Here is a 12,712-nt window from a genome sequence, read left to right on the forward strand (position 1 = left end):
AAACGAGTCAATTAAGCATTAAAGCGAAGCGTAGACGAATATGGATGAAAACCCAATTTTTGGAGCGAGTATTACAGGCGGGTTTTGCTAATGTGAGTGATATTTAATCATTCATGCGGTTGCCCTGTAAGATTACCCAACACATAACTTAAAGAGAGCATTATATAGGTGTAACCAACATATTTTTCTGGTAATCCCATAGCTGTAAGAATAAATGGAGATTCAATCAAATAAGAAAAATATGCCGTATAAGCGAAGCAAGGTATTGCTGCATAGTAAAGAAACTCTTTATTTATTATCACTTGGTAAGTACTAACCAATACATTTTTAATACTTAATTTTTTGCGTTTATTTATTGGTAGTGATTCTTTCAGAACTAGCAAGCACAATATAAGCGTGACTGTTATAAATAAAATAAGAAATAAAAAACAGGATTTCCAGCCATAATATTCACTTAACATACCGCCGATCATTGGTGCGATAGCGGGTGACATTCCCACAAAAGGGAAAATAATCAGATACAAATTGGCTGCCTCTTCTTTCTCCATCAGATCACTAATAATGGCACGACTTAATGTAATACCAGCACAAGCGCCTATTCCCTGGAATAAACGCAATAATAGTAACTCACTAATATGCGTACTGTAAAAAATACCGATTGTTGAAATCAACCATATAATCATCCCAGAAATAAGAACCGTTTTTCTTCCTAAACAATCACTTAATGGTCCATAAATAAGTTGAGAAAAGGCTATACCAAATAGAAATATAGTTATTGTACTTTGTATACTAGATTCGCTAACGTGATAATAGTTTCCCATTTTACTCAAAGCGGGTAGGAATATATCCGATGAAACCAGCCCCCCCATAGAAAGAAAAGCCATTAAAACGATAAATAATAAAGATTTATTTTTCATGGACCATAACCAATCAATATAATAAACATTATCCCAGAATAAATTATGTATAAAAACCACGCGCCAATTAAATTTATATTAAATGCATACAATCACTTATTTAATGAAAAGATCAAGATCTTGCATGTGAAAAGGTAACAAATTAATTTGCATATCACCTTGTGCTGCAAGAATTGAAAGATTTTCATAACAACATGAAAATTAAATCCCATTTACGCTTTAGATTAATAATTTTTTACTCTATAAATACCCCCTCCAAATATTGAGATACTTTTACACAACTTCTTTAAGAATTAACTTTTACAAAAATAAATTCATGTAAATATTAATTAAAAAAATAGTAACACTAACATCACTTTTAGCAAACAAAAAAACATAGAATTTAAGTTCAAAAATGAATAAAAAAAATACAAAACACAACATATAATACTAAAAAAATCATTTTGAGATTCCAGCACGAACATGTACTTGCCCTTTTTGTACCAAGCACAATGCTGTCTGGACATCATTCGTCAGTGCGGAGTAGTGCCTGTTGTCATCAGTCAAATTAACGGTCGCGATTATGCCGTAGTTAACGTCAATACCTTTGAAGACGTTGACTCTGCGCTGCTTAAATATTTCCTGAATGAATTCGCATCTTGCCGTACAATCCTTCCCTTCCCATCTTATTTTATTACCGGAAGAACGAATGGACAGACGATTTGTTCAATCCCATAAAGAAGCACTTTGGGCCGTGTTCCTAACGCTTGCTTATCTTATTGGCTGGCTATTGACAGCCTATTTACCCAGTGATGCTCCCGGTGTCACCGGCTTACCTCGCTGGTTTGAAATGGCATGTTTGTTACTACCAGTTGTATTCATTATCCTCTGCTGGTTAATGGTGAAGTTTATTTTCAAAGAAGTCCCGCTGGAGGATGAGAATGCAAAGTGAAGTTATCTTACCTCTGCTTGGCTATCTTGCATTGGTATTTCTCCTGTCAGTTTACGCTTATCGACGCCACCAGAAAGGCACCTTCCTGACTGAGTATTTCCTTGGCAACCGTTCAATGGGCGGCTTTGTATTGGCAATGACCATTACTGCCACCTATATCAGTGCCAGCTCATTCATCGGCGGGCCAGGAGCAGCCTATAAATATGGTTTGGGATGGGTATTACTATCGCTGATTCAGTTGCCAGCAATATGGCTTTCCCTGAGTGTGTTAGGTAAAAAATTTGCCATTCTTGCCCGTCGCTATAATGCCGTCACCCTTAATGACATGTTATATGCCCGTTATGGCAGTCGTTTTCTGGTTTGGTTTGCCAGCCTAAGTCTTTTAGTCGCTTTTATTGGCGCGATGACCGTTCAGTTTATTGGCGGCGCACGCCTGCTGGAAACTGCTGCGGGTATCCCTTATGGCACTGGATTAATGATTTTCGGTATCTCTATCGCTCTCTATACCGCATTTGGGGGGTTCAGAGCGAGTGTTCTCAATGATGCCCTACAAGGGCTGGTAATGTTGCTAGGCACTGTTCTACTGCTGGTGGCGATTATCTATAAGGCAGGAGGTCTGTCAGAGGCGGTCGCCACATTACGAACAATTAATCCTGAGCTGGTTTCCCCACAAGGCGCAGGCCATATCCTTAGCGGACCTTTCATGGCATCGTTCTGGATACTGGTCTGTTTTGGGGTAATTGGATTACCTCATACTGCCGTTCGTTGCATCTCCTACCGCGATAGCAAAGCTGTTCACCGTGGGATCATCATCGGAACCATCGTCATGACGATCCTCATGTTTGGTATGCACCTAGCAGGCGCAATTGGTCGAGCCATTATTCCTGATCTGACCATTCCCGATCAGGTGATCCCAACATTGATGATCACTGTATTGCCACCATTCGCTGCTGGAATTTTTCTAGCCGCACCGATGGCCGCCATTATGTCCACAATTAATGCACAACTGCTGCAATCTTCTGCAACAATCGTCAAAGATCTCTACCTAAACCTGTTTCCACAACAAATCGTACAGGAAAAAAGACTCGCCCGAATTTCCAGTTTTTCTACCCTGATTCTTGGTTTGTTGCTACTTTTAGCCGCCTGGCACCCACCCGAGATGATTATCTGGCTGAATCTATTGGCCTTCGGTGGCTTACAGGCCGTATTCCTCTGGCCATTAGTACTGGGCCTGTATTGGGAAAAAGCCAATGCCTATGGCGCTGTCAGTTCGATGATTACAGGGGCAACAAGCTACACTCTGCTCGCGAGTTTCAATATCCATCTATTGGGCTTCCATCCGATCGTGCCATCGCTGCTACTCAGCCTGCTAACTTTCTGGATGGGCAATACCATCAGTCAGCGATTACCGCTAAAAGCGGCCAGACCACACTAAGTCGGTTTCTTTACCCTATTTTTTCAATTAAGGAAAATTTTTTATGCCTTGGATACAACTTCGATTAAATACTACAGGACAGCTCGCTGAATCCCTTGGAGATACTCTAATGGAAAATGGAGCAGTATCAGTCACCTTTCAAGATAGCCACGATAATCCCGTATTCGAACCCTTACCAGGCGAGACTCGTTTATGGGGAGATACAGATGTCATCGGGCTTTATGATGCTGAAACGGATATGAAAGCAGTTATCAGCCAACTCGAACAAGTTCCTCAGTTGGGTGAAGGATTTATTCATAAAATTGAGCAGTTGGAAGACAAAGACTGGGAACGTGAATGGATGGATAACTTCCACCCAATGCGTTTTGGCAACCGCTTATGGATCTGTCCAAGCTGGCGCGACATCCCTGATCCAGATGCTGTCAACGTTATGCTAGACCCTGGACTGGCTTTTGGTACAGGTACTCACCCAACTACATCGTTATGCCTGCAATGGCTAGACAGACTCAATCTGGAAGGTAAAACGGTTATCGATTTTGGTTGCGGCTCCGGCATACTCGCAATTGCTGCGCTAAAGCTCGGTGCAACGCACGCTATTGGCATAGATATCGACCCACAAGCTATTCAGGCCAGCCGAGACAACGCAGAACGTAATGGCGTTCTGGAGCGTTTAACGCTATATTTGGCGAAAGATGCACCAACTGATCTTGAATCTGATGTAGTAATTGCTAATATTTTGGCAGGCCCTCTACGTGAACTCGCCCCTGTAATTGGTGCATTACCAAAACCGGGTGGCCTGTTAGGTCTATCGGGCATTTTAACGAACCAAGCAGAAAGTGTTATTCAGGCTTATACAGATAAATTTGTAATCGATCCTGTTGCGGAACAGGAAGAATGGTGCCGGATATCTGGGGTAAAAATAACAACAAATTAGAATTATTTTATTTTGTTATAATTTCAAGTGCAAATTTTGATCGCTTATTGATGATAATCCGTGCTGTCAGCAAACTTGCTGGTAGAAAAATCCTAAGTGATAAACTTTACCAATAACATATAACACCATGTTATTTATGAATAATTATATTTACCACAGAAGAGAAGCTGGAAAAAAGTTGTGACAAATGACGATTTGCTCAAAGTTTGGCCTTTCATATTTTGCGAAAAATGCGTAATATACGCGCCCTTGCAGTCACAGTATGGCCACTCTTTCTTCGTCTATGCGTATCGGACAATACCAGCTGAAAAACTGTCTTATTGCGGCCCCAATGGCTGGCATAACTGACCGCCCGTTTCGGTCACTATGTTACAAAATGGGTGCAGGTATGACAGTATCGGAAATGCTTTCTTCCAACCCACAGGTCTGGAAGACAGACAAATCCCGGCTACGTATGGTTCACAGTGACGAACCGGGAATTCGTTCCGTGCAAATTGCTGGCAGTGATCCCAATGAAATGGCAGCGGCAGCGAAGATCAACGTCGCTAATGGTGCTCAGATCATTGATATCAACATGGGGTGTCCAGCCAAGAAAGTGAATCGTAAGCTAGCAGGTTCGGCTTTACTACGTTACCCTGAATTGGTGGAAAAAATTCTTTCTGCCGTTGTAAACGCAGTAGATGTTCCTGTTACGCTGAAAATCCGCACTGGATGGTCGCCAGAAGAACGAAACTGTGTAAAGATTGCCCAATTGGCCGAGCATTGTGGTATCCAAGCTCTGACGATCCACGGCAGGACTCGTGCCTGTTTGTTTAACGGAGAGGCAGAGTACGACAATATTCGGACAGCTAAGCAGACTGTTGCCATCCCGGTTATTGCCAATGGTGACATTACTGACCCGCTTAAGGCCAGAGCAGTGCTTGAATACACCGGGGCTGATGCCCTGATGATAGGCCGCGCTGCTCAGGGAAGACCCTGGATCTTCCGGGAAATCCAGCACTATCTGGCAACAGGAGAACTGCTGTCACCGATGCCGATTGGCGAAGTGCAGCATTTAATGAACGAGCATATACAGGAATTGCACGACTTTTATGGTCCAAGCAAAGGAGCCCGTATAGCACGTAAGCATGTATCCTGGTATCTCCGGGAACATGCTCCTGATGACCAGTTCCGGCGCACATTCAACACCATAGAGGATGCCAGCGAACAGCTGGAGGTGTTGGGGGCATATTTCGAAAATTTTGCGTAATATAAAGAAAAGAGCTGACAGAACTATGTTCGAACAACGCGTAAATTCTGACGTACTAACCGTTGCTACTGTAAATTCACAAGATCAGGTAACCCAAAAACCTTTACGTGATTCAGTTAAACAAGCACTGAAGAACTATTTTGCTCAATTAAACGGTCAAGATGTTAATGATCTGTATGAGTTGGTATTGGCTGAAGTGGAACAGCCATTGTTGGACATGGTGATGCAATACACCCGTGGCAACCAAACGCGCGCTGCCCTGATGATGGGCATCAACCGTGGCACACTGCGTAAGAAATTGAAAAAATATGGCATGAACTAATTAATTAACCGTTAGTTCATTAAAAAAGGCGCTGTACCTCTTGGTAAAGTGCCTTTTTTGCCAAATTCACCGGTAGAGGATTGATGCTACTGGAATAACAGCATTGCAATGCTCTTTAGCCATTGCATGAGGCTATATTGATAAAATATAACTTAGAATCTAACGCTTTCCCTTGTGCGTGGTAGCGATTTCACCATCTTTTTCAAGAAAATGACCGATCGATCCCCAAGAGAATATATGTCTGCTTATAGGGAACGTCGTTATTGAGGTAAGTCGTTATTGAGATAATATACAAAAATTGCCAACATCAAAATAGCTATTCATCAAAAGAACTATCCACCATATGAACATAGACGTCGGCAATTGCATCAAATAAAGAAGATAGCTAATAACATTCTACGTACATAAATATACCTTGTTAAAAGCTATTATTTTTCATCATCATTTATCAACTGATAAGATACAGCAATATTTGCTGCCTGACCAGCTAATGGGTTGTAATCACTGGACAAATATATCCCTGCAATATAGTGGCTTTCACCAACATAAAACTTCCTATATCGAGATGTTCCAGGCGAGCCCAATGACAATGAACGACCATCATTTAAAGTAAAGACCGCTTGATCAACAGCACCATTTCCCCATACTTCCAAACTGGTAATTCGACTACCATTCAGAGAAATAGATGACGTCTCACCAGATATTGTACCTAATTGATGGCGATTACCATCATCAAATACAACTGTCAGCCCTCCTACCCTCGCAGCCCCTCCAATACGCACAATATGTCCCGTTAACGAATCTATCTTTCTTCTTTTTCCTCCATTAAGAGCCGGTTTGAGAGGTGGAGTCATATCTTTCTCTGGAGTCAATGCCTGAATTCTGGCTTTTGCTGTTTGACGGTCAAAGAAAGTAGAATAACTTAAAACATCAACATAGATTTTATTATTTACCGACTCAGCTTCACTTAATTTATCCCAAATACTGATATATTCAATCCCATGTAAACGACAGTGACCATGAACAGACATAACATTATTTGCAACAGTGTCAGCCGTCGAGTTATTAAGAGCATCATTAAGCTCTCTATCATATATATTGTTAATATAACTATTAGCCTGTTCTACCGTCTTTTTAATTAATCCTCGGACTTTTTCAACATCAATATTACTAAGCCCAATTTCATCTTTTCTCTCTAAACCAGCAACCCAATATGTTATCTGCATCATAACCGTAGTAGAAAACATGGGTAATATCTGATAATTAACATCATCCGAAAAATTACTAAACTTTTTGTGATAGCCATCTATATTTTCTGCCAGGTTATTAAAAGCACTCCTCGCTTCTTCTGATCCTGGATGCTTATCAAGAAGATCAGCAACGGTTGCCATTCGTTCTTGTATATATGCAATATCACCAGCAAGGATACCTTTAATCGTCTTTAACGCAGACTCCTCTATCATCCTTTCAATTTGTTTGACAATCCCTTCCCATATATTTTCTTTCGATTGAGGCCAGAATAAACCGACTAAAAAAGATATAGCGGGACCAACCGAAGGGATAAAGGATATTCCCCCTATGATTGCATTTTTTACAATATCAGTAACATCCCACTCTAATGCACTCGTTTTTACAGCATATTCATTAGCCACAATGGTTCTTATGTCTAAAACATTTTCTGTATGCATAATGGAACCCTTCAATTAAAATAAGATGCTTAAACCAAATTTGCCGTCACATAAGCAACTTTGTCCGTGTTATTATAGATAACAAATTTACTATAATAAAAAGAGTTGCTAGGCACGTTTAACACCTTCTCTTCTCCTAATCCTACATCTATAGAACCAGACTCAAACCATTCAGAGGTAAAACTATGAGACCAGTAAAATTTAGCCGTAACACTATTTGATAGCCCTGTATTTACAACTCTCAGAGAGCTTCTGGATTCTGGAATTACTGGTGTATCTATTCTAAACACTTCCACACTGGCATGAGGTGATATAGTCACATCACTCAAAGGACCAACTGCATTTAAATCTTTATATACTGGAACAGGAGAATTAGAATAAAATTCTGCTTTCTGATCATCTGAATCAACAACAATGGTTATTCTAGACATATTTATTTTCCTCATTAAAATTTAAATAAAATATACTCAACTTGCATATAAATATTTTCAAAAACAGCATTACCACTTAATTAAAGATACTCTTTAACTATCATAGAACTACTATACCCGTCATCTTTCAAATTGCCTCTTTGTTGGCTGCACTCGCTCCCCCCGGTCACATAGTTACCTATGCTCCCAGGGATTCACTCCCTTGCCGTCGCGATCCATCTTGAAATCCATAGGGTATATTACCTTTGAAAATTAATTCCCCAATATATTACGTGGACTTTACATACCACAATAACTCATCAGAATATTAATATATCCATATTATAAGTAAGTTATTAATGAGACATATCTAAAAAAATCACAATAATATAAAAACTATAGCAGAGATAAAGTTCATGTCAATGCCCCTCTTCAATGAAATCACTATTATTTAAGAGTTAATAAAATTATATGAGATATAAACAACACATACAAAAATATTAAAATGGGAATTATTGGCATTACGTTATTCACCTGAGATTAATAATATGAATATTGGTTGCTATAGTACTATATGATTCTATTTTTATTTTCCAATTTCACCTTTATACAGTGACTGTAATAATTCACAAATTCACTCGCAATGTTAAAATGATAATAAATAAATCAACTTCATAATAACAAAATAATTTTGACTGTAGATTTTAGCTATTCAAATATGCTGAATACAATTAATTAACCTTCCATTACTCCACCAATAAACTATATCCGTTATCTTTCAAGTTGCCTCTTTGTTGGCTGCACTCACTCACCCCGGTCACATAGTTACCTATGCTCCCTGGGATTCGCTCCCTTGCCGTCGCGATCCATCTTGAAATCCATGGGGTATATATCGCTTAAAATATGACGAAAAAACACAGAAAAAAATAAGGGCAGATTTCAAAGCATTTGAAACCACACTCGTTGCCGCGCCCCCAGATAATACCAGACTTAAAGCGTTATTAATGGCATCCTCACCTTGGGAAAAACAACCTTCCCAGTACTACGAGGATAATCAACCATCTTAATTCCCTTCCTGTGAAAAAGAATACGCCTCTATCCTCCCAAATACGCATTTCTCACAGCTTCATTAACCAATAATGCAGACCCGCTGTCTTCTAGTACGATCTTACCGTTTTCCAATACATATCCTCGGTCAGCCAATTTCAATGCCTGATTTGCATTCTGTTCAACTAAAAAGATTGTCATCCCCTCTTCCCTCAACTGCTGTATAGTATCGAAAATCTGAATGATAACTATCGGTGCCAGTCCCAATGAAGGCTCATCCAGCAACAATAATTGTGGCTGGCTCATTAAAGCGCGGCCAATTGCCAACATTTGCTGTTCACCACCGGACATCGTTCCAGCCCGCTGGTTACGTCTTTCCTGTAAACGCGGAAATAAATCATAAACCCGCTCAATGCGCCGCTGATACTGAGTCTTATCAGCAAAAAAGCCGCCCATTGCCAAATTCTCTTCCACTGTCATACGAGCAAACACTCTGCGACCTTCAGGAACAATCGCGATGTCCTCACGCATAATACGAGATGTCGACCATTGGGTGATATCCTGACCACGAAAAATAATGGAACCTTCAGTTGCTCTGGGTTCACTACATAAGGTGCTGAGCAATGTTGTTTTTCCTGCGCCATTTGCACCAATCAGAGTGACAATTTCTCCCTGCTGAATATTCAGGCTAACCTGATGCAACACCTGAACTTCCCCATAGTGGGCGGATACCCGCTTAAATTCCAACATAATTAATACACCTCGCCCAGATATGCCCGGATAACATCCGGGTTGTTACGAATCTCTTCTGGCCTCCCTTGCGCCAAAGACATTCCCTGATTAACAACATAGATACGATCTGAAATTCCCATCACCAATTTCATATCATGCTCAATCAGCAATACAGAAACTTGATGATGTTCCCTTAGTTCAGCAATTAAAGCATTAAGCTCTTCTGTCTCTTTCGGATTCAGACCCGCAGCAGGTTCATCCAGCATCAAAATTTCCGGGCGAACCACCATGCAGCGAGCAATCTCCAAACGCCGTTGCTGACCGTATGCCAGATTACCTGCCTGTCTGTTTGCCAGTGGTAATAAACCAATCCGTTCTAACCAAGTTATGGCCCAATCTACGGCCTTAGATTCTGCCCGGCGGAATGCCGGCGTTTTAAAAAGGCCGGCAAAAAGGCCCCTTTTAAGATGCTGATGCTGCGCCACTAATAGATTCTCAATCACCGTCATCTCTCGGAATAACCGCACATGCTGGAATGTTCTGATAACACCCATACGAGCAATAGCCTGCCCAGATAACCCTTCCAGATGTTTTTCCCGCAGCTTTATCGTACCGCTTGTCGGACAGTAAAATCCTGTCAGACAATTAAAGATCGTGGTTTTCCCTGCTCCATTAGGGCCAATAAGAGAAACAATTTCACCCTGATTTAGCCTCAGGGCAACGTTATTAACCGCCAGCAAGCCACCGAAGCGCATGGTCAGATCGGAAACTTGCAATAATGGTGTTGTACTCATGCTTGCTTTCCTCCCTGTACCTGTCGTTCCAATTTGACATGACGGCGTTTTGTCGGTAGCAACCCTTGCGGACGCCAAACCATCATCAATACCATCATTGCCCCTAGCAGCAACATACTATAGGCATTCAGATCACGCATCATCTCACGGGAAACCACCAACAAAATGGCGGCTAGAATCACCGCAGTCTGTGAGCCCATCCCTCCGAGTACCACAATCGCCAGCACAAAAGCAGATTCAGAAAAAGTGAAGGACTCTGGGCTGACGAAACCCTGCCGGGCAGCAAATAAAGTACCCGCAAAACCGGCAAATGCCGCACTGATAGTAAACGCAGCCAGTTTAATACGGGTTGGACTCAGGCCAAGAGAGCGGCAAGCAATCTCATCTTCACGCAGCGCTTCCCATGCGCGACCTAATGGCATACGCAGTAGTCGATTAATAATAAATACTGTCAGTATTACCAACAGTAACGCCACCAGATAAAGGAAGATGACCCGATCACTGGGATCGTATTTCAAGCCAAAGAAATTGTGGAAAGTATCCCAACCACCCTCTTTCACACTTCGGTTAAATTCCAGCCCGAAGAAAGTCGGTTTTGGGATCTGGCTGATACCATTCGGGCCACCGGTTATTTCAGTATTATTCAACAGTAGAATGCGAACAATTTCACCAAAACCAAGCGTAACAATTGCCAGATAGTCACCTCGCAATCGCAATACCGGAAAGCCCAACAACAACCCCGATAAAGCAGCCGTTAACCCCGCCAGCGGCAAACTCTGCCAAAACCCTAATCCGTAATAGTGACTTAGCAAAGCGTAGGTATAAGCACCGATAGCATAAAAACCTGCATACCCAAGCACCAGCAACCCCGACAAACCAACCACGACATTCAAACCCAACCCTAGCATGACATAAATTAACGTCAGTGTAGCAATATCAACACTACCACGGGAGACAATAAACGGCCAGAAAATTGCAGTAATAATGACCAATATTGCCAGTAACTTTTGTCCTTTGGTTGAGCCATCGAAATCCGGCAACGACCAGCTTTTAATCGGTACTTTCTTCATTATCTGCTGAACAACCGGACGCAATAGCTGGAACAGAAAAACAACCGCACAGCCAATACCAATCCATAACCATCGCACTTCATCGGCACGATGGACGACCAACTTCGTACCCTCCAGCGACAACTGCATCCCCATCATAAAGGCAGACAACACAAATAAAGCGACTGAGGCGATAATGGCATTCACCCAATTAGCATGTTTCATACCTTTTCTACCTCTGGACGGCCTAAGATTCCAGTCGGCATAAACAACAGCACAACAATGAGCAGAGCAAAAGAAACGGCATCTTTATATTCTGTGCTCAAGTAAGCAGAAGTTAAGGCTTCAGAAATTCCCAAAATCAAGCCACCAATCATCGCCCCTGGAATACTGCCAATTCCTCCCAATACTGCTGCGGTGAAAGCTTTCATGCCTGCCATAAAACCGATATACGGATTTATTACACCGTAGAACTGCCCCAACAAAACACCGGCTATTGCAGCCATAACTGCACCGATAACAAAGGTTAAGGAAATCATTCGGTTAGTATTGATCCCCAACAAACTGGCCATTTTCAGATCTTCCGCACAAGCACGGCAGGCACGTCCCATACGGGAGTAGCGAATGAATACTGTCAATATCAGCATGGTAAGAAATGTCACTATCCAGATGGTCAGTTGCATTGCGCTAATACTGGCAGAAAATCCATCACTTTCGCCTAATACCCACTGCCCGGTAATCAGGCTAGGCAATGCCAGATCGCGAGAACTTTGTGACAGACTGACATAGTTTTGCAAGAAAATAGACATCCCAATCGCCGAAATCAGCGCAATCAAGCGTTTGGAATGACGAACTGGCCTGTAAGCCACTCGCTCAATACTCCAACCATAAGCAGCAGCAATGACAATTGATGTTAAAAAAGCCGCAGTAATCAGCAACCAGCCCAAATCAACGCCCATCATGATCAGAGCCGCAATCACAATAAAGGAGACATAGCTACCAATCATGTAAACTTCACCATGAGCGAAGTTAATCATCCCGATAATGCCATAAACCATCGTATAACCAATGGCAATCAATGCATAAGTACTACCCAGAGTCACTCCATTTAACATCTGTTGTAAAAAATAGAGAAATTGCTCTGACATACCTTGTACCTCTGGAATAACAGCTCCTGACAAACAGAAGCTGACGACTGTTCTGA

Annotated in this window: 12 protein-coding genes; 5 read left to right on the forward strand and 7 right to left on the reverse strand. The window is 41.6% G+C overall.

Translation table 11 applies throughout. From position 1 onward, the window contains the following. Positions 1 to 107 precede the first annotated feature (107 nt). Positions 108 to 917: an MFS transporter gene (locus AAC155_RS18835; RefSeq protein ID WP_240002850.1), complete on the reverse strand. Its 810-nt coding sequence runs from the start codon at positions 915 to 917 to the stop codon at positions 108 to 110. A 688-nt stretch (positions 918 to 1,605) separates the two neighbouring features. Between AAC155_RS18835 and AAC155_RS18840 the strand changes: the two genes are divergently transcribed. The 5 genes from AAC155_RS18840 (at position 1,606) to fis (ending at position 5,788) form a co-directional block, all read left to right on the forward strand. Next, positions 1,606 to 1,848: a YhdT family protein gene (locus AAC155_RS18840; RefSeq protein WP_112879754.1), complete on the forward strand. Its 243-nt coding sequence runs from the start codon at positions 1,606 to 1,608 to the stop codon at positions 1,846 to 1,848. After that, a complete protein-coding gene (gene panF / locus AAC155_RS18845) occupies positions 1,838 to 3,283 on the forward strand; it encodes a sodium/pantothenate symporter (RefSeq protein WP_113043702.1) in 1,446 nt (481 codons plus the stop codon). Before AAC155_RS18840 ends, panF begins: the two co-directional genes overlap by 11 nt. Positions 3,284 to 3,326: 43 nt before the next feature. Further along, on the forward strand, positions 3,327 to 4,217 hold the full coding sequence (prmA, locus tag AAC155_RS18850; protein WP_113043703.1) for a 50S ribosomal protein L11 methyltransferase: 891 nt from the start codon (positions 3,327 to 3,329) through the stop codon (positions 4,215 to 4,217). Between the two features lie 283 nt (positions 4,218 to 4,500). After that, positions 4,501 to 5,466 (forward strand): tRNA dihydrouridine synthase DusB, encoded by a 966-nt coding sequence (dusB, locus tag AAC155_RS18855; RefSeq protein WP_113043704.1) that lies wholly within the window; start codon positions 4,501 to 4,503, stop codon positions 5,464 to 5,466. 25 nt (positions 5,467 to 5,491) lie between these two features. After that, a complete protein-coding gene (gene fis, locus AAC155_RS18860; RefSeq protein ID WP_010847912.1) occupies positions 5,492 to 5,788 on the forward strand; it encodes a DNA-binding transcriptional regulator Fis in 297 nt (98 codons plus the stop codon). A 428-nt stretch (positions 5,789 to 6,216) separates the two neighbouring features. Here the strand turns inward: fis and AAC155_RS18865 are convergent, their stop codons facing one another. The 6 genes from AAC155_RS18865 to livH all read right to left on the reverse strand — a co-directional run bounded on the left by AAC155_RS18865 (position 6,217) and on the right by livH (position 12,656). Then, positions 6,217 to 7,476: an insecticidal delta-endotoxin Cry8Ea1 family protein gene (locus AAC155_RS18865; RefSeq protein ID WP_113043705.1), complete on the reverse strand. Its 1,260-nt coding sequence runs from the start codon at positions 7,474 to 7,476 to the stop codon at positions 6,217 to 6,219. A gap of 29 nt (positions 7,477 to 7,505) precedes the next feature. Further along, positions 7,506 to 7,907 (reverse strand): hypothetical protein, encoded by a 402-nt coding sequence (locus tag AAC155_RS18870; protein WP_113043706.1) that lies wholly within the window; start codon positions 7,905 to 7,907, stop codon positions 7,506 to 7,508. A gap of 1,074 nt (positions 7,908 to 8,981) precedes the next feature. After that, complete coding sequence (gene livF, locus AAC155_RS18875; RefSeq protein WP_113043707.1) at positions 8,982 to 9,683, reverse strand: high-affinity branched-chain amino acid ABC transporter ATP-binding protein LivF; 702 nt, start codon at positions 9,681 to 9,683, stop codon at positions 8,982 to 8,984. 2 nt (positions 9,684 to 9,685) lie between these two features. Beyond that, positions 9,686 to 10,459 carry a high-affinity branched-chain amino acid ABC transporter ATP-binding protein LivG gene (gene livG / locus AAC155_RS18880; RefSeq protein WP_113043708.1) on the reverse strand — a complete coding sequence of 258 codons (774 nt, stop codon included), beginning with the start codon at positions 10,457 to 10,459 and terminating at the stop codon, positions 9,686 to 9,688. Then, positions 10,456 to 11,733: a high-affinity branched-chain amino acid ABC transporter permease LivM gene (locus AAC155_RS18885; protein ID WP_113043709.1), complete on the reverse strand. Its 1,278-nt coding sequence runs from the start codon at positions 11,731 to 11,733 to the stop codon at positions 10,456 to 10,458. Before AAC155_RS18885 ends, livG begins: the two co-directional genes overlap by 4 nt. Then, positions 11,730 to 12,656 (reverse strand): high-affinity branched-chain amino acid ABC transporter permease LivH, encoded by a 927-nt coding sequence (gene livH / locus AAC155_RS18890; protein WP_113043710.1) that lies wholly within the window; start codon positions 12,654 to 12,656, stop codon positions 11,730 to 11,732. Before livH ends, AAC155_RS18885 begins: the two co-directional genes overlap by 4 nt. Between the last annotated feature and the right edge of the window lie 56 nt (positions 12,657 to 12,712).

It is taken from the genome of Photorhabdus sp. HUG-39 (genome assembly GCF_963878365.1).
GTDB lineage: Bacteria > Pseudomonadota > Gammaproteobacteria > Enterobacterales > Enterobacteriaceae > Photorhabdus > Photorhabdus kayaii.

Coding starts and splice junctions, on each gene's coding strand:
- AAC155_RS18835 (WP_240002850.1), bottom strand. CDS start 917: ATGAAAAATAAATCTTTATTATTTATCGTTTTAATGGCTTTTCTTTCT.
- AAC155_RS18840 (WP_112879754.1), top strand. CDS start 1,606: ATGGACAGACGATTTGTTCAATCCCATAAAGAAGCACTTTGGGCCGTG.
- panF (WP_113043702.1), top strand. CDS start 1,838: ATGCAAAGTGAAGTTATCTTACCTCTGCTTGGCTATCTTGCATTGGTA.
- prmA (WP_113043703.1), top strand. CDS start 3,327: ATGCCTTGGATACAACTTCGATTAAATACTACAGGACAGCTCGCTGAA.
- dusB (WP_113043704.1), top strand. CDS start 4,501: ATGCGTATCGGACAATACCAGCTGAAAAACTGTCTTATTGCGGCCCCA.
- fis (WP_010847912.1), top strand. CDS start 5,492: ATGTTCGAACAACGCGTAAATTCTGACGTACTAACCGTTGCTACTGTA.
- AAC155_RS18865 (WP_113043705.1), bottom strand. CDS start 7,476: ATGCATACAGAAAATGTTTTAGACATAAGAACCATTGTGGCTAATGAA.
- AAC155_RS18870 (WP_113043706.1), bottom strand. CDS start 7,907: ATGTCTAGAATAACCATTGTTGTTGATTCAGATGATCAGAAAGCAGAA.
- livF (WP_113043707.1), bottom strand. CDS start 9,683: ATGTTGGAATTTAAGCGGGTATCCGCCCACTATGGGGAAGTTCAGGTG.
- livG (WP_113043708.1), bottom strand. CDS start 10,459: ATGAGTACAACACCATTATTGCAAGTTTCCGATCTGACCATGCGCTTC.
- AAC155_RS18885 (WP_113043709.1), bottom strand. CDS start 11,733: ATGAAACATGCTAATTGGGTGAATGCCATTATCGCCTCAGTCGCTTTA.
- livH (WP_113043710.1), bottom strand. CDS start 12,656: ATGTCAGAGCAATTTCTCTATTTTTTACAACAGATGTTAAATGGAGTG.